The sequence below is a fragment of the Rhodococcus pseudokoreensis genome (assembly GCF_017068395.1).
In the GTDB taxonomy this organism is placed as follows: Bacteria; Actinomycetota; Actinomycetes; order Mycobacteriales; family Mycobacteriaceae; genus Rhodococcus_F; species Rhodococcus_F pseudokoreensis.
Map to the genome: position 1 here is coordinate 761,135 of NZ_CP070619.1, position 16,152 is coordinate 777,286.

18 protein-coding genes are annotated in these 16,152 nt (G+C 68.0%); 9 read left to right on the forward strand and 9 right to left on the reverse strand.

The annotated features are described in order from the left end of the window. Positions 1 to 59 precede the first annotated feature (59 nt). From nrdE to JWS13_RS08980, 3 genes are all read right to left on the reverse strand, one after another. The gene (gene nrdE / locus JWS13_RS08970; RefSeq protein ID WP_374710725.1) at positions 60 to 2,243 is read right to left on the reverse strand and encodes a class 1b ribonucleoside-diphosphate reductase subunit alpha; all 2,184 of its coding nucleotides are present in this window, start codon (positions 2,241 to 2,243) and stop codon (positions 60 to 62) included. Next, a complete protein-coding gene (gene nrdI / locus JWS13_RS08975; RefSeq protein WP_087556616.1) occupies positions 2,201 to 2,677 on the reverse strand; it encodes a class Ib ribonucleoside-diphosphate reductase assembly flavoprotein NrdI in 477 nt (158 codons plus the stop codon). Before nrdI ends, nrdE begins: the two co-directional genes overlap by 43 nt. A gap of 88 nt (positions 2,678 to 2,765) precedes the next feature. Further along, a complete protein-coding gene (locus JWS13_RS08980; protein ID WP_005240286.1) occupies positions 2,766 to 2,999 on the reverse strand; it encodes a redoxin NrdH in 234 nt (77 codons plus the stop codon). Positions 3,000 to 3,571: 572 nt separating this feature from the next. On the opposite strand from JWS13_RS08980, the gene JWS13_RS08985 reads away from it, so the two are divergent. Then, on the forward strand, positions 3,572 to 4,405 hold the full coding sequence (locus JWS13_RS08985; RefSeq protein WP_206005325.1) for a siderophore-interacting protein: 834 nt from the start codon (positions 3,572 to 3,574) through the stop codon (positions 4,403 to 4,405). Positions 4,406 to 4,432: 27 nt separating this feature from the next. On the opposite strand, the gene JWS13_RS08990 is transcribed toward JWS13_RS08985, so the two are convergent. Then, positions 4,433 to 4,996, reverse strand: coding sequence for an NAD(P)H-dependent oxidoreductase (locus JWS13_RS08990; protein WP_206005326.1), 564 nt, complete (start codon positions 4,994 to 4,996; stop codon positions 4,433 to 4,435). A 101-nt stretch (positions 4,997 to 5,097) separates the two neighbouring features. Between JWS13_RS08990 and JWS13_RS08995 the strand changes: the two genes are divergently transcribed. Both JWS13_RS08995 and JWS13_RS09000 read left to right on the forward strand, forming a co-directional pair. Then, positions 5,098 to 5,697: a TetR/AcrR family transcriptional regulator gene (locus tag JWS13_RS08995; RefSeq protein WP_206005327.1), complete on the forward strand. Its 600-nt coding sequence runs from the start codon at positions 5,098 to 5,100 to the stop codon at positions 5,695 to 5,697. 34 nt (positions 5,698 to 5,731) lie between these two features. Further along, on the forward strand, positions 5,732 to 6,502 hold the full coding sequence (locus tag JWS13_RS09000) for an META domain-containing protein (RefSeq protein WP_206005328.1): 771 nt from the start codon (positions 5,732 to 5,734) through the stop codon (positions 6,500 to 6,502). Here the strand turns inward: JWS13_RS09000 and JWS13_RS09005 are convergent. Continuing rightward, positions 6,499 to 7,050 carry a nucleosidase gene (locus tag JWS13_RS09005; protein ID WP_206005329.1) on the reverse strand — a complete coding sequence of 184 codons (552 nt, stop codon included), beginning with the start codon at positions 7,048 to 7,050 and terminating at the stop codon, positions 6,499 to 6,501. The genes JWS13_RS09000 and JWS13_RS09005 overlap by 4 nt on opposite strands. Before the next feature lie 50 nt (positions 7,051 to 7,100). On the opposite strand from JWS13_RS09005, the gene nadE reads away from it, so the two are divergent. Beyond that, the gene (gene nadE, locus JWS13_RS09010; RefSeq protein WP_206005330.1) at positions 7,101 to 7,940 is read left to right on the forward strand and encodes an ammonia-dependent NAD(+) synthetase; all 840 of its coding nucleotides are present in this window, start codon (positions 7,101 to 7,103) and stop codon (positions 7,938 to 7,940) included. A 4-nt stretch (positions 7,941 to 7,944) separates the two neighbouring features. Further along, the gene (locus tag JWS13_RS09015; RefSeq protein WP_206005331.1) at positions 7,945 to 8,721 is read left to right on the forward strand and encodes an SDR family oxidoreductase; all 777 of its coding nucleotides are present in this window, start codon (positions 7,945 to 7,947) and stop codon (positions 8,719 to 8,721) included. Positions 8,722 to 8,741: 20 nt separating this feature from the next. On the opposite strand, the gene JWS13_RS09020 is transcribed toward JWS13_RS09015, so the two are convergent. After that, positions 8,742 to 8,999, reverse strand: coding sequence for a MoaD/ThiS family protein (locus JWS13_RS09020; RefSeq protein ID WP_206005332.1), 258 nt, complete (start codon positions 8,997 to 8,999; stop codon positions 8,742 to 8,744). Next, positions 8,992 to 10,047, reverse strand: a complete 1,056-nt coding sequence (gene moaA, locus JWS13_RS09025) for a GTP 3',8-cyclase MoaA (protein ID WP_206005333.1) — start codon at positions 10,045 to 10,047, stop codon at positions 8,992 to 8,994. Before moaA ends, JWS13_RS09020 begins: the two co-directional genes overlap by 8 nt. A 118-nt stretch (positions 10,048 to 10,165) precedes the next feature. Here moaA and JWS13_RS09030 point away from each other — a divergent pair, with 118 nt between their 5' ends. The 4 genes from JWS13_RS09030 to JWS13_RS09045 all read left to right on the forward strand — a co-directional run bounded on the left by JWS13_RS09030 (position 10,166) and on the right by JWS13_RS09045 (position 14,401). Further along, positions 10,166 to 11,350 (forward strand): molybdopterin molybdotransferase MoeA, encoded by a 1,185-nt coding sequence (locus JWS13_RS09030; protein ID WP_206005334.1) that lies wholly within the window; start codon positions 10,166 to 10,168, stop codon positions 11,348 to 11,350. Continuing rightward, entirely contained in the window at positions 11,347 to 12,321 is a 975-nt protein-coding gene (gene moaCB / locus JWS13_RS09035; RefSeq protein WP_206005335.1) for a bifunctional molybdenum cofactor biosynthesis protein MoaC/MoaB, read from the forward strand. Before JWS13_RS09030 ends, moaCB begins: the two co-directional genes overlap by 4 nt. Further along, positions 12,314 to 12,727 carry a molybdenum cofactor biosynthesis protein MoaE gene (locus JWS13_RS09040; protein ID WP_206005336.1) on the forward strand — a complete coding sequence of 138 codons (414 nt, stop codon included), beginning with the start codon at positions 12,314 to 12,316 and terminating at the stop codon, positions 12,725 to 12,727. Before moaCB ends, JWS13_RS09040 begins: the two co-directional genes overlap by 8 nt. 252 nt (positions 12,728 to 12,979) lie before the next feature. Further along, positions 12,980 to 14,401 (forward strand): DEAD/DEAH box helicase, encoded by a 1,422-nt coding sequence (locus tag JWS13_RS09045; RefSeq protein WP_206005337.1) that lies wholly within the window; start codon positions 12,980 to 12,982, stop codon positions 14,399 to 14,401. On the opposite strand, the gene bluB is transcribed toward JWS13_RS09045, so the two are convergent. Continuing rightward, the gene (gene bluB, locus JWS13_RS09050) at positions 14,398 to 15,057 is read right to left on the reverse strand and encodes a 5,6-dimethylbenzimidazole synthase (protein WP_206005338.1); all 660 of its coding nucleotides are present in this window, start codon (positions 15,055 to 15,057) and stop codon (positions 14,398 to 14,400) included. The genes JWS13_RS09045 and bluB overlap by 4 nt on opposite strands. Then, positions 15,054 to 16,091 (reverse strand): CobW family GTP-binding protein, encoded by a 1,038-nt coding sequence (locus tag JWS13_RS09055; protein WP_124390315.1) that lies wholly within the window; start codon positions 16,089 to 16,091, stop codon positions 15,054 to 15,056. Before JWS13_RS09055 ends, bluB begins: the two co-directional genes overlap by 4 nt. Positions 16,092 to 16,152 lie beyond the last annotated feature (61 nt).

Consider the following 16,152-nt stretch of genomic DNA (forward strand, 5'->3'; position numbering starts at 1 on the left):
GCTGTGAGTACTTGTTAACCGCCGGCGGTTAACAAGTACTCACGGGCGGCGGAGCCGCACTACAACATGCAGGAGACGCAACCTTCGACCTCAGTCCCCTCCAGCGCCATCTGACGCAGCCGGATGTAGTACAGCGTCTTGATGCCCTTGCGCCACGCGTAGATCTGCGCCTTGTTGATGTCGCGGGTGGTGGCGGTGTCCTTGAAGAACAGCGTCAGCGACAGCCCCTGGTCGACGTGCTGCGTCGCGGCGGCATAGGTGTCGATGATCTTCTCGTACCCGATCTCGTAGGCATCCTGGTAGTACTCCAGGTTGTCGTTGGTCAGGTAGGGCGCCGGGTAGTAGACGCGGCCGATCTTGCCTTCCTTGCGGATCTCGATCTTCGACGCCACCGGGTGGATGGAGCTGGTGGAGTTGTTGATGTAGGAGATCGATCCGGTCGGCGGCACCGCCTGCAGGTTCTGGTTGTAGATGCCGTGCTTCTGCACGGACGCCTTCAGTTCACGCCAGTCGTCCTGGGTCGGGATGTGCAGGCCCGCATCGGCGAACAGCTGCCGCACCCGCTCGGTCTCCGGCTCCCACACCCGGTCGGTGTACTTGTCGAAGAACTCTCCGGACGCGTACTTGGACTCCGGGAAGCCCGCGAAGTACGTGCCGCGCTCCTTGGCGATCTCGTTGGACGCCCGGATCGCGTGGAACACCACGGTGTAGAAGTAGATGTTCGTGAAATCGATGCCCTCGTCGGAGCCGTAGTGGATCCGCTCGCGCGCCAGGTATCCGTGCAGGTTCATCTGCCCGAGACCGATGGCGTGACCCTCGTCGTTCGCCTTCCGGATCGACGGGACGGAGTCGATGGAGGTCTGATCGGCGACGGCGGTCAGCGCGCGGATCGACGTCTCGATGGTGCGTGCGAAGTCCGGCGAGTCCATGGTCTTCGCGATGTTCAGCGAACCGAGGTTGCAGGAGATGTCCTTGCCGATATGGCTGTAGGACAGGTCGTCGTTGAACAGCGACGGCGTGGAGACCTGCAGGATCTCCGAGCACAGGTTCGAGTGCGTGACCTTGCCCGCGATCGGGTTGGCGCGGTTCACCGTGTCCTCGTACATGATGTACGGGTAACCGGACTCGAACTGCAGCTCGGCGACGGTCTGGAAGAACTCGCGCGCCTTGATCTTCGACTTGCGGATGCGCTTGTCGTCGACCATCTCGTAGTACTTCTCGGTGACGTTGATGTCCGCGAACGGCTTGCCGTAGATGCGCTCCACGTCGTACGGCGAGAAGAGGTACATGTCCTCGTTCTTCTTCGCCAGCTCGAACGTGATGTCCGGGATGACGACGCCGAGAGACAGCGTCTTGATGCGGATCTTCTCGTCCGCGTTCTCGCGCTTGGTGTCGAGGAAGCGGTAGATGTCCGGGTGGTGCGCGTGCAAATACACCGCGCCTGCGCCCTGACGCGCGCCCAGCTGATTGGCGTACGAGAACGAGTCCTCGAGCAGCTTCATGATCGGGATGACCCCGGAGCTCTGGTTCTCGATCTTCTTGATCGGGGCACCGTGCTCACGAACGTTGCTGAGCAGCAACGCAACTCCGCCGCCGCGCTTGGACAGCTGCAGTGCGGAGTTGATGGAGCGGCCGATCGACTCCATGTTGTCCTCGATGCGCAGCAGGAAGCAGGACACGGGCTCGCCGCGCTGCTTCTTGCCCGAGTTGAGGAAGGTCGGGGTGGCCGGCTGGAAGCGGCCGGCGATGATCTCGTCGACGAGCTTGGTCGCCAGATCCTCGTCGCCCGCGGCCAGCGTCAGGGCGACCATGCAGACACGGTCCTCGAAACGCTCCAGGTACCGCTTACCGTCGAACGTCTTGAGCGTGTACGAGGTGTAGTACTTGAACGCGCCCAGGAACGTCGGGAAACGGAACTTCTTCGAGTAGGCGTGGTCGATCAGCGTCTTGACGAAGTTGCGGGTGTACTGGTCGAGGACCTCACGCTCGTAGTAGTTCTCCTTGACCAGGTAGTCCAGCTTCTCGTCCTGGTTGTGGAAGAAGACAGTGTTCTGGTTGACGTGCTGGAGGAAGTACTGGTTCGCGGCCTCGCGGTCCTTGTCGAACTGGATCTCACCGTTGGGCCCGTACAGGTTGAGCATCGCGTTGAGCGCGTGGTAATCGAGACCGTTCGTCGAGTCTCCACCGCGCGCGTCGCGCTCTACGCTCCCCGCGTCGATGGTGTCTGTGATGGTCGGCGCCACTTCTCGTGCTCCTCGTCGTCTAAGTGATCCCAGAATTCACCCAGACCGGCCTTTACCCGCTCGACGTCCTCGGCTGTGCCCATGAGTTCGAAGCGGTAGAGGTAGGGAACGTGGCATTTCTGAGAAATGATATTTCCTGCAAAGCAATAGGATTCACCGAAATTGGTGTTTCCCGCCGCGATCACTGCTCGGATCAGCGACCTGTTGTGTGTGTTGTTGAGAAATCGGATGACCGGCTTCGGGACGTAACTGGTGTCGCGGCCCATGGCCGTCGTCCCCCCGCCGTAAGTCGGGAGGATCAGCACATAGGGTTCGTGCACCTCGAAGGTGCCCTCGCGGTCATGAATGGGTATGCGCGTCGCAGGCAGCCCGAGCCGCTGGACGAATCGGTGCGTGTTCTCCGAGGCGCTGGAGAAGTACACCAGCGATGTCATCGGTTTCCACCATCTGGACTAGTACTACCGTTTACTTCCGTCCGGGAATCGGCTCGTCCTCCGCCTCGGGCGGTGCGATCGCCTCGCTTCAAGCAGCGTTTGCCGAGAGGGTCTTGATGCGGTCGGGGCGGAAGCCCGACCAGTGCTCGTCACCGGCCACGATCACGGGCGCCTGCAGGTATCCCAGTGCCATGACGTAGTCCCGGGCTTCGGGGTCTTCGGTGATGTCGACGACGGAGTATTCGATACCCGCCTTGTCGAGGGCCCGGTAGGTGGCATTGCACTGAACGCAAGCGGGCTTGGTGTAGACGGTGATGCTCATGAAGTCCCTCTTTCCACTGCCGAATGGAGCTGACGAAGTGTGTGTTCAGCGCACTGAGACTTCCCCTGATCGAGATGGCGGTGACCCCCGATGGAGATGCTCACCGAGTCGGTTCTCGTTGTGGTCTCTCAGTGCTCAAGACACTACACCTAGTGGCCGACAGAAACACTTAACCCGAGATGTTGTGAGTCACATTGATGAAATTCCCTGGTCGTCATCCCGCGGACCATAAATTTCATGCTCGCTCCGGCGTGTCGCACATCACATTTTCGGCGTGACGCGGGACACCCCTGAAATCGCGCTCGTGCACTGGAGGCTCCGGGAGCCTACGCCACCTCCGAAGACACGCCCGCATCGGCGGCGCGGGCGCCGGGAGAGCCCCGTGCGGACCGGCCGGACACCGCTCCGGCGGGCGATGCCGGCCCCATCCGGGACCCGTCCCCCGCAGCACCCGGCACCCCGCTCCCCTGCCTGCCGCGTCCGGGCCACACCGGGTGCCGCACCCGACCGGCCCCCACGCTTGCCGGCCGGTAACTGCAGGCCCCGACTCCTCCTCCCGGTACCTTGAGCGCATGTCCGACGACTCCCTGGGCGACCCCGGCTGGTCGGCGCCCGTAGCGCGCACGAGGCGAGTGACGCCGAACATGCAGAGGATCACCCTCGCGGGCGGGGATCTGACCCGATTCGCGTCCAGTGGGACGCCCGACGAGCGCCTGCTCCTCGCGTTCCCGCCGGACGGCGCGGAGAAGCGCAGTTACACCGTGCGCCGCTGGGACCCGGACGCCCTGGAGATGGACATCGACTTCGCCGTCCACGCGGGCGGGACCGCGGCGCACTGGGCCGCGGTCGCGCGCCCGGGCGAGATGCTCGGATTCTCAACGGCCTCGGGGTGGTACGCGCCGCCCGCGGACGCCGCGTGGCAGCTCCTCGTCGCCGACATGACGGCATTGCCCGCCGTAGGACGCATCCTGGAGGAACTACCCGGATCGGCGCGGGTCCACGTGATCGCAGAGGTCACCACCCCGGCAGATCGGCAGCAGTTCGCGACCGACGCCGCGCTGACCGTGACGTGGCTGGACGGAAGCGGCAACGGCGCCGGGGACAGCCTGCTGGCCGAGGCTGCCCGCGACCTGCCGCTCCCGGATTCACCGGGATACGTGTGGTTCGCGGGCGAGGCGAAGGCGTCTCGGGTGGTGCGACGCTGGTTGCGCCACGACCTCCACTGGCCGGCGGACCGCTACGACGTCATCGGCTACTGGCGCGACAACAAGGAGGAGTGGGTCGCGCGGTACGAGACGGTGCGCGAACAGATAGAAGCCGCCAGGGACTCTGCCCTGGCGGCCGGTGAAGACTTCGACGCGGTGCGGGACGCCGTCGACGCAGCCCTGGATCGGACCGGACTGTAGCGGCGACGGCGTTCCGCGCGCGGATCGTCAGGCGTCGACGAGTTCATTCGTGGCGTCGACCAGGCTGGCGACGACGCCCGCGACCTGCTGCGCGACCTCGGCGTTCTCGCGCGGGTGCCGGTCACCGAACTTGTCGATGGTGCCGCCGATGGCGAGGGTGACGTCTTCGAGGACCTTGCCGCCTGCGATGCGGACGGCCTTGCGGGTGTCCTCGTGCGCCCACTGCGCGCCGTTGCCGCTGGGCGAGGCGCTGATGACGGCGACGGGCTTGTCCTTGACGGCGCCGGTGCCGTACGGCCGGGAGATCCAGTCGATGGCGTTCTTGAGGACGGCGGGGATGGTGCCGTTGTACTCGGGGGTGAGCAGCAGCAACGCGTCGGCGCGGCCTGCAGCGTCACGCAGGGCCTCGACGGCGGGGATGGAGCCGGCGACGTCGATGTCCTCGTTGTAGAAGGGGACCTCACCGAGTCCGTCGAACACGATCACCTCGGCGCCCTCGGGTGCCACGGCGACCGCGGTCTCGGCGAGCTGACGGTTGACCGAGGCGGCGCGGAGGCTGCCGACGAGAACGAGAACGTTGGTCTGTGACATGTCAATATTCCTTCGATGGTGCGTAGGGCGACTCGTGAACATGTATAGCAACTAAACGGACCGCGGTCCACTTATGTTCCCGTCACGGTAGGATGCGGAGTGTGACCAGCCCCCTCCTGCCCCAGATCGGGGTCGACACCCCGGAACGCGGAGACGCCGCACGTAACCGGCGCCTACTGCTCGATGCGGCCGCGCTGCTGGTCGCCGAACGCGGCGTCGACGCCGTCACGATGGACGCCGTCGCCTGCAGGGCCGGTGTGGGCAAGGGCACAGTGTTCCGCCGGTTCGGCAGCCGGTCGGGCCTCATGCACGCACTCCTCGACCACACCGAACGAGAACTCCAGCAGTCCTTCATGTTCGGTCCGCCGCCCCTCGGGCCGGGCGCCGACCCGATCGACCGGCTGATCGCTTTCGGGCATGCCCGCCTCGCGATCGTCGAAGTACAGGGCGAAGTCCTGCGCGCGGCCGAGAATTCTCTCGAGTTCCGCTTCGCCGCCCCCGCCCGGGCAGTGTCCGTGAGTCATGTCGTGTCCCTCCTCCGCACGGCAGGCGTGCAGGGCGATCACGAACTGCTCGCCTGCTCGCTGCTCGCCCCCCTGGAGGCCACGCTCGTCCTGCACGAACTGCGCGACCTCGGGATGTCCGTCGAACGGCTCGGGGACGCCTGGGAGGACCTGATCCGGCGCGTCACCCGATGTTGATCCCGGATTCGGACATTTTGTCTAACCTCGGGGAATGCGCACCACCGCCGCCGTTCTCGGCCTCCTGACGTTCGCCTCGCTCACCGCCTGCGGCGGCGATGCGCAGACCGAGGCTCAGGACCCGACCGGCCGCACGTTCGTTTCCACCTCCGTCGAGGGCGAGCCCATTCCCGGCGGCGGTCCGCTCGTGCTCGGGTTCACCGACCCCGGGCGACTGTCCGTCGACGCCGGATGCAATCAGGGCAGCGCCGACGTCGACCTGTCCGACGGAAAGATCGTGACGGGGCCGCTCGCCATGACGCTGATGGCGTGCCCCGGTGAGGCGGCAGGATCCGACGCCTGGGCGGCGGCCCTGCTGGACGCGCAACCGAATTGGACCCTCGGCGGCGACACGCTCACCCTCACCACCCCCTCCGCTTCGGTGACGCTGACCGACGAGAAGGTCGTCCGGCCGGACCGGCCCGTCGTCGGGACCACGTGGACGGTGACCGCGCTGATCAGTCCGGACGCGGTCACCACAACGGAAGCGCTGGAGCGGACGGCACCGCAGTTGCTGATCGCAGGCGACGGCTCGGCGTCCGGTTTCACCGGCTGCAACCGGATGACCGGGACCGCGGACGTGCAGCCGAGTTCGATCACGTTCGGGTCGTGGGCCACCACCCGGATGGCGTGTCCGCCGGACGAGTCCGAGGTGGAGCGCGCGGTCCTCGCGGCACTGACCGGGGAGACGGGCTACACCGTCAGCTCGGATTCGCTGCGCCTCGTCGACGGCGCCGGGACCGGGCTGGAACTGCGGGCGAGCTAGAGCGCTGCCAGCCAGCGCCCGAGTTCGCGGGCGCTCGCATCGATCCGGGCGGGCCAGTCCAGTGCCGAGTCGTCGGCGGTGTCGCTGACGTGCTTGACGAGCCTGCACCGGGCACCGCCGCGGGCACTGGCGTAGGCGACGGCGAACCCTTCCATGTCGACGAGGTCGGCCCGGCGGGCGAGTTCGTCGCGCACGCCGACGTCGGACACGAACAGATCTCCGGTGGCCAGCACGGAACCGTCGCCGTCGGGCAGGGCGAGGACATCGGCCACCTCGTGCCCGAGCGCCCGGATGGCGTCGCCGCTGATGTCGTGGTTCAGGACGGTCGACGGCGTGAACAGCCCGCTGTGATGCTCGTGCAGCGCGCCCGCGGTGCCGATGTTGACGACGAGCGGCTTGGCCGTTCGCGGGTAGTCGGCGAGCGCGGACGCCACGGCCACGGCGGCACTCACCTTGCCGATCCCGGTGATCAGGACCTCGAACTCGGACGGGACGTGCACTGCCTCCGCCTTGGTCGCGCTGACCACCAGAACGTCCGATCTACTCATGCGCGGAACCGTACCCTGCGCCCGTCAGGGGCACTCGCTAGAGTTCTGGCATGGCGAATCTACGTGCGCAGATCCTCGAGGAACTCGGTGCCCGGCCCACCATCGACGCGGCCGACGAGATCCGCAAACGTGTTCAGTTCCTCAAGGACTACCTGCTGTCGACCCCGGCCAAAGGTTTCGTCCTGGGTATCAGCGGCGGTCAGGACAGCACCCTCACCGGACGCCTCGCCCAGCTCGCGGCGAGCGAATTGCGCGAGGAGGGCCACGACGCCGAGTTCGTCGCCGTGCGGCTGCCCTACGGCACCCAGGCCGACGAGTCCGACGCGCAGATCTCCCTCGACTTCATCAAGCCCGACCGGTCGGTGGTCGTCAACGTGAAGCCCGGCGCGGACGCGACCGCGAAGGAGTCCTCCGAGGCGCTGCGCGACATCATCGGCGACGGCGGCGAACTCCGCGACTTCGTCCGCGGCAACATCAAGGCCCGCGAGCGCATGGTGATCCAGTATTCGATCGCCGGTCAGCTCGGGTATCTGGTCGTCGGCACCGACCATGCCGCCGAGGCGATCACCGGTTTCTTCACCAAGTTCGGCGACGGCGGCGTGGACGTCACTCCTCTGACGGGGCTGTCCAAGCGTCAGGGCGCCGCGCTGCTCCGCGAACTCGGCGCACCCGAGAGCACGTGGAAGAAGGTTCCCACCGCCGACCTCGAGGACGATCGTCCCGCACTCCCCGACGAGGAGGCGCTGGGCCTGACGTACGCGCAGATCGACGACTACCTCGAGGGCAAGGACGTCCCGGACGCCGTGGCCGAGAAGCTCGAGGCGATGTTCCTGAATACCCGCCACAAGCGCACGGTCCCGGTGACCCCGCTCGACACGTGGTGGCGGTGACCCGGTGGTCCAGGCGCTGGTCGCGGGCGGTACCGGCACTGCAGGCCGGCAGGTGGTCAAGGAGTTCCTCGCCCGCGGTCACTCCGTCCGGGTCCTGACCCGGCACGGCGGGGCGCCGGGTACCGAGATCGCGCATTTCCACGGTGATCTCGTCACCGGCGACGGCCTCGCCGAGGCGCTCGACGGTGTCGACGTCGTGGTCGACACCACCGACGGCAAGACCAAGGGCACCCGGGCGGTGCTGGAGAAGGGCTCCGAGAACCTGCTCGCCACCGCGGACGGCGCGGGAGTCCGACGCGCCGTCCTCCTCTCCATCGTCAACGTCGACCTGGCCGAATTCGCCTATTACCAGTCGAAGCGCACCCAGGAGCGGGTCTACGACAGTGCTGCGATCGAGACGGTGATCGTGCGGGCGACCCAGTTCCACGACTTCATTCCCATGATCGCGAAGCCGGCGAGCCGGGTGGGACTGATCCCGGCCTTCTCGAAGACGAGCTTTCAGACCATCGACACGAGGGACGTCGCGACCGCCCTGGTCGACGCCGCCCTGGCCACCGAACCGGCGCCGGAGGGGCCGATCACCATCGGCGGCCCGGAGGTGCGCACGGCCCGCGATCTGACGACGGCGTGGAAGAAGGCCACCGGGACGCACGGGTTCGTCGTGAATGTTCCGCTTCCCGGCGCGCTGGGGCAGTTCCTGCGGAACGGGTCGAACCTGGTGCCCGACAATCGGTTCGGAACGATCACCTTCGACCGGTGGCTGGCCGAGTCCGTCCACTGAACGGCCCGGCGGACAGCGGGCTAGCCGCCGGCAAACGGCGGCAGCACGTCCACCTGTGCCCCGGCGGTGCGCGTCAGATCGCGGGTCAACTCGGAGTCCACCAGGAAGGCGGAGACCGACAGCACCTGCTGCATGCCGGGACCGTACTTGGTGAGGAGAAGGTCCTTCACCTGGCCGAGATTTGCGGTGGCCGGGAGGTCGAGGGTCTCCTTGGTGCAGCCCGCCGCGTCGGCGGCGGCCGCGAAATACCGAACCGAAATGCCCGTCACGTCAACCACCGATTGCTCCCATGCTGCGTTGCGGCGGGGCGAAGCCGTCCGCGTTGATTCCGTGGCCTGCCCACTTGTTCCACATCGCGCCGCGCCACAAGTTCGCCAGATCCTCGTCGCCCGCACCCGACCGCAGTGCCGACCGCAGGTCGATCTCCTGATCACTGAACAGGCACGAACGTACCGTTCCCTCGGCGGTGAGGCGGGTGCGGTCACAGTCGGAGCAGAACGACCGGGTGACGGACGCGATGATTCCGACCGTGGCCGGTCCGCCGTCGACGAGCCATTCCTCGGCGGGCGCCGACGGGTCTTCCCTCCCGTGTTCGGTGAGCGTGAACCGCTCGCCGAGGACGGCCAGTAACCGGTCGGCGGTGACCATGTTGTCGCGGGCCCACTCGTGATCGGCGTCGAGCGGCATCTCCTCGATGAACCGCAGCGTGACGCCCTCGCTCAGGCACCATTCCAGGAGATCGGCCGCTCCGCTGAGCGTTTCGGGCATCAGCACCGCATTGATCTTCATCGGCGCCAGTCCGGCCCGGGCGGCGGCACGGATACCAGCCATCACCGACGGCAGACGGTCACGCCTGGTCAGTCTCGCGAAGTGCGCACGATCGACCGAATCGAGGGAGACGTTGACCCGTGTCAGTCCGGCGCGGGCGAGCCCGGCCGCGCGGTGCTCGAGACCGACGGCGTTCGTGGTCATCGCGAGCGGAATCCCCGGCACCCGCTCGGCGCATCCGGCGATCATCTGCTCGAGATCCACCCGCATCAGCGGTTCACCCCCGGTGAACCGGACCTCGCGCACACCGAGTCGGTGGACCGCGATGTCGACGAGCCTGACGATCTCGCCTGCGGTGAGGAGATTCTGCGCCGGAATCGCGGGCAGGCCCTCCTCGGGCATGCAGTACGTGCAGCGCAGCGAACACTTCTCGGTGATCGACACCCGCAGGTCCCGCGCGACGCGGCCGAACCGGTCGACCAGCTGGTCGACGTCCGGTCTGCCGTCGAGCGAGACCGACGACCGGACGGTCGGGATCCCCATCTCCACCGTCGTCATCGAGTTGCCTTTCCCTGCATCTGTCCAGTATGCCGCGCGGGGGTGAGCGTTGTCCGACGCGGTGCCGTCACTCCGCCGTGAGGTGCCTAGGATTGGTGACCATGGCCGGAGGAATATCGTGACCGCACGCTCTGTGGAGCAGCACGCCCAGCACGTCGCCGGACTGCTCGCGCCGCTGCACGAGCGCCCGGCCGAGGAGATCCCGCTCGGCGAGGCACTCGGGCGCGCCCTGGCCGCCGACGTCCACTCGCCCGTCGACCTGCCGTTGTTCCGGAATTCGCAGATGGACGGATACGCGGTCGACGCCGCCTCCGTCGCGTCCATCCCGGCGGTGCTGCCGGTGCGGGGCGTGATCGCCGCGGGACCGGCGGGCACCACCACCCACACACCCGGGACCGCCTACCGGATCATGACCGGTGCGCCGATCCCCGAGGGCGCCGACGCGATCGTCCCGGTCGAGGACACCGAGGCCGCGGACGGACAGGTGCGCATCGAACGCTCGCGCACCGCAGGCGAGTTCGTGCGCGAGCGCGGCAGCGACGTCCGTGAGGGCATGCTCCTGCTGCCCGCGGGCAGTGTGCTCGCCGCCCGGCACATCGCCGTCCTCGCCGCCGTCGGCCTGCAGCGCGTCCCGGTGCGCCCGCGCCCGCGCATCGCCGTGATCACCACGGGAGCCGAACTGGTGGACGCCGGAACGACGCTGCACCCCGGAGAGATCTACGACTCCAACGGAATCGCCCTCGCGTCGAGCGCCAGGGCCAACGGCGCCGAGGTCGTCTCGATCGCGCGCAGCGGCGACGACCCGGCCGAGTTCCGCACCCTGCTCGCGGAGGCGACCACCACGGCCGATCTCGTCCTCACCTCCGGCGGGGTGTCGATGGGCGACTTCGAGGTGGTCAAGGAGACGCTCTCACCGCTCGGCGGGCACTTCGGTCACGTCGCGATGCAACCGGGCGGCCCACAGGGCACCGCCGTCGTGGACGGCACGCCCGTCCTCAACTTTCCGGGGAACCCGGTCAGCACCCTCATCTCGTTCGAGGTGTTCGCGCGTCCCGAGATCCGGCGCGCGGCCGGGCTCCCCCCGACGGAACCCGAGGAACTGCCGCTCGCCGCGGCCGTCACCTCCATTCCCGGCAAGCGGCAGTTCCTCCGGGCACGCCGCACCGACGCCGGAGTCGAACTCGTGTCCGGCCCCGGCTCCCACCTCGTCGCCGCGATGGCGTGGGCGGACGTCCTCCTCGACGTTCCCGCCGACGTCACCTCGCTCGACGCCGGCCAACTCGTGAAGGTGATCCCCCTATGAGCGACCTGACGCACCTCGACAGCGAGGGCCGCGCGCGCATGGTCGACGTGAGCGCGAAAGCGGACACGACCCGAACGGCGGTCGCCGCCGGGCAATTGATCACCACCCCCGCGGTGATCGAACTGGTCCGGGCCGACGACCTGCCCAAGGCCGACGTTCTCGCGACGGCCCGGATCGCCGGGATCTCCGGGGCGAAGAAGACGTCCGAGCTGATTCCGCTGTGCCATCAGCTCGCGCTGTCGTCGGTGAAGCTGGAGTTCGGGTTCACCGAGAATGCGATCACGATCGAGGCCACCGCGAAGACGAAGGGCCCGACCGGCGTCGAGATGGAGGCGCTCACCGCCGTGGCGGTGGCCGGATTGACGTTGCACGACATGGTGAAAGCCGTCGATCCCGCCGCGACGCTGGACGGCGTCCGGCTGCTCACCAAGGACGGCGGCAAACGCGGACACTGGACGCGTGAGCAGCAAAACACCGGAACTCCCACGGTGACAGCGCGATCCGCGGCCGTCCTCGTCGCCTCGACCGGCGGGGCGAAGGGCACGCGAGAGGACACGACCGGCCCGGTGATCGCCGCATGGCTCGAGGAACGTGGCTTCACCACCCGGGGTCCGCTGGTCTACGCGGACGCGGACATCGCGGCCGGCCTCGCCGACGCCCTGTCCGGGAACCCGGCACTGATCATCAGCACCGGCGGCACCGGGGTCTCCCCCACGGACGCGACCCCGGAGGCCACCCGCGCGGTGCTCGACCGCGAACTGCCCGGCGTCGCCGACGCCATCCGGAACCGCGGCACGGAGGTGACCCCGCACGCCTCGCTGAGCCGCGGACTCGCGGGTGTGGCGAACGGCACAGTCGTCGTGAATCTCCCCGGCTCGCCGGGCGGGGTCAAGGACGGATTGTCCGTCCTCGACCCCATCGTCGATCATCTTCTCGCTCAGGTCGCAGGTGGAGGTATGCACGATGCCTGACATTCTCGCCCAGATCTCGGATCAGCCGCTCGATCCCGCCGTCGTCGACGCGGCCGTGGCCGGACCCGAATACGGCGCCGTCGTCGTGTTCACCGGCGTCGTCCGCAATCACGATGGCGGACAATCGGTCTCGGCACTCGAATACCAGTCGCACCCGGACGCCGAACGCTTCCTGCGCACCGTCTGCGAGGAGGTCGTGGCCTCGTCCGGACTCCCCGTCGCGGCCATCCACCGGGTCGGATCCCTCACCGTCGGCGACCTCGCGGTGGTCGCCGCGGTCGCCGCTCCCCACCGCGCCGAGGCGTTCACCACGTGCGCCGAACTGGTGGAGCGCATCAAGCACGAGGTACCCATCTGGAAGCGGCAGAAATTCGCCGACGGGGCGTCCGAATGGGTCGGTCTGTGACTCCTCGGTCGGACCGCTCGGCCGCCACCAGGTAGACTCGCCATTACTAGATGACCACGACGGTCATCCAGCGTCGTAGAACGCATTCAGTTCGGTCACCCGAATCCTGTTGGATGTGCACCATCGCATCCGCTCTTCTTACGGCGAAGAAGCTTGCCGACCGGCAACGCCGCCAACCTGTGCTCGAGCTCCGACGGAGACCTTCCGTATCGGCCCTCCGGGCACAACCCTGTGCTCGAAAGGCCTGACCACTTGTCTGACACGAATACCCCCGACACGACGTTCGCCGCGCTCGGTGTCCGCGAACCGCTGGTGAAAGCACTCGCCGACAAGGGGATCACCTCCCCGTTCCCCATCCAGGTCGACACCCTCCCCGACACGCTGTCGGGACGCGACGTGCTCGGCCGCGGCAAGACGGGCAGCGGCAAGACGCTGGCCTTCTCCATTCCGATGGTGTCCCGCCTCGCGGGTGAGCTGTCCGGCGGAAAGCGCCGCCCGGGCCGCCCGGTGGGTCTGATCCTCGCCCCCACCCGTGAGCTCGCGACGCAGATCACCGCGACCCTCGAGCCCCTCGCAGCCGCGTACGACCTGCGGGTCACCACCATCTTCGGTGGCGTCTCCCAGAACCGTCAGGTGAGCGCCCTCAAGGCGGGCGTCGACATCGTCGTCGCGTGCCCCGGACGGCTCGAAGACCTGATGAAGCAGAAGTTCGTGAGCCTCGACGCCGTCGAGATCACCGTGCTCGACGAGGCCGATCACATGGCCGACCTCGGCTTCCTGCCCGTCGTCACCCGCATCCTCACCGCGACCCCCCAGCAGGGGCAGCGGCTGCTGTTCTCCGCCACCCTGGACAACGGCGTCGACAAGCTCGTGAAGCGCTTCCTGAAGAACGAAGTGCTGCACTCGGTCGACGAGGCGAACTCACCCGTCGCCGCCATGACGCACCACGTGTTCGACGTGGACGGCGTCGAGGCCAAGCGCAAGCTGGTCGAGCGGCTGGCATCCGGCACCGGACGCCGGATCCTGTTCATGCGCACCAAGCACCAGGCCCGCAAGCTGGCCCGTCAGCTCACCGAGGCGGGAATCCCCTCGGTCGACCTGCACGGCAACCTGTCGCAGGCGGCCCGCGACCGCAACCTCGCCTCCTTCTCTGCCGGTGAGGCACGCGTGCTGGTGGCCACCGACGTCGCGGCGCGCGGCGTCCACGTCGACGACGTCCAGTTGGTCGTCCACGTCGATCCGCCCGCCGAGCACAAGGCCTACCTGCACCGTTCCGGCCGCACCGCCCGTGCGGGCAGCGCAGGCGACGTCGTCACGGTCGTGCTGCCCGAGCAGCGCAAGGACCTCGCCGTCCTCATGCGCAAGGCCGCGATCAAGGTGACCCCGGTCCGCAGCACCGCGGACTCCGCACACGTGCTCGACCTGGTCGGCGACATCGCACCGCACGTCGCTCCCGCCCCCAAGGCGGCACCGGCGTCGAACGGCGGCGGACGCAACCAGCGGCCGGGCGGCGCCCAGGGCGGCCGCGGCGGTCAGGGCGGCCGCGCACACGGTCAGGGCGGCGGCGCACGTCGCTCCCGCTCGGGTGGAGCCGGACGCCCCCGCGCAGCCTCCTCCACGGGCGGCGGAACCCGCACGGCGTCCGCCGGCGGTTCACGCCGCCGTCAGGGCTAGAACTTCTCGAGGTGGACGGCGTCGGCCAATGGCCGACGCCCCCGCCACCCGAAGCGCTCGAGGTCCGGCACCTGCTGGAACTCGGCAACCCTCCCCACGCACAGCCACGCGATGGGACGCACCGGCTCGGGGATTCCCAGCAGTTCGGTGAGATAGGGCTCGTCGTAGAACGACACCCAGCCGACGCCCACGTTCTCGGCGGCCGCGGCGAGCCACAGATTCTGGATCGCGAGCACCGCGGAGAACAGACCCGTGTCGTCGACCGTGTGCCTGCCGAGGATGTGTTCGCCGCCGCGGCTCCGGTCGTACGTCACGACCACCCCCATGCCGCTTTCGCAGATCCCCTCGATCTTGATGGGATCGAACGTCTTCTTCCGGTCTTCGGGCAGCGACTCCGCGAACCGCCTGCGGGCGCCTGCCACGTGGTCGGCGAACGTGGTCAGCGTCCCGGTGTCGCGTACGACGACGAAATCCCACGGCTGGGTGTTGCCCACGCTGGGCGCGCAGTGCGCGGCGCCCAGGATGCGGTCGAGAACCTCTTCCGCGATCGGCTCCCCGGTGAACTCGGCCCGCACGTCGCGGCGGCGGCGGATCGCGTCGTACACCGACAGCGCCGGCTCGGGATTCGTTTCGGGGCTACACGCAGACTCGGTCACGCCGTCACGGTATAGCGGTGCACACCCAGCATCGCGCCGGGGTCCGCATCTTCACCCTCTGTCACGACGCAGCCCGCGAGCCGGGTTCGCACGTGCTCGGCCTCGATGTCGGCCCCGATGAGCACCAGCTGGGTCGCCCGCTCCTCGCCGGGCTCCCAGCGCGTCGACGTGAACCTGATGTGCGGGCCGACGGTCTGCACCTCGAACTTCCGCGACTGCCCGGGCACCGCGAAATGCACGAACCCCTTGATCCGGTAGATCCCGACCGGCCGCTTCTCGAGGAACTCCACGAGCCGCCGCGGATCGATCGGGTCGCCGGAGGCGAAATCGACTGCCTCGTACGACGAATGCAGGTGGTCGTGGTCCTCGCAGTGGTCATGCTGATCCAGCAGGAGCTGATCGAGGGTGAGCTGCTCCCCCGCCGCCGGTTCACGCCCGGGTTCCCGGTCGAACAGCAGGGTGGGCTCGATCCGGCCGTGCGCGGTAGTGAGGACGGGCGCGCGGTCGTTGTAGCCGCGGACCATCGCCTGCACGGCGGCGCGCCGGTCGTCGTCGATACGGTCAGTCTTGTTGAGGATCACGAGGTCGGCGAGCGTGACGTGCTTGCCGAGGTCCGGGTGCTGCGCCGACATGTCCTCGAACTGCTCACCGTCGACCATCACTACGAGACCGCCGTACATCACGTGCGGGTTGGTGCTTCCGAGGACGAGACGAATCATGTTGCGCGGCTCGGCAAGCCCGCTCGCCTCGACGATGATCACGTCGATCTGCGACGCGGGGTGCGCGAGGCGGTCCAGCATCTCGTCCATGTCGCTGACGTCCACAGCGCAGCACATGCAGCCGTTGCTCAGCGACACCATGGAATCGACCTGGCCGGCCACCATCATCGAATCGATGTTCACGGCGCCGAAGTCGTTGACGATGACGCCGACCCGGACGCCGCGGTTGTTGCGCAGCACATGGTTGAGCAGAGTGGTCTTTCCCGAACCGAGGAATCCGGCGACGATGACGACGGGAATCCGCTTCTTCGCCAACGCTGCGACCTCCGTGGGACCTCGACGAGCTACCGGGCGCCCATCCTAACGCCCGGCACCC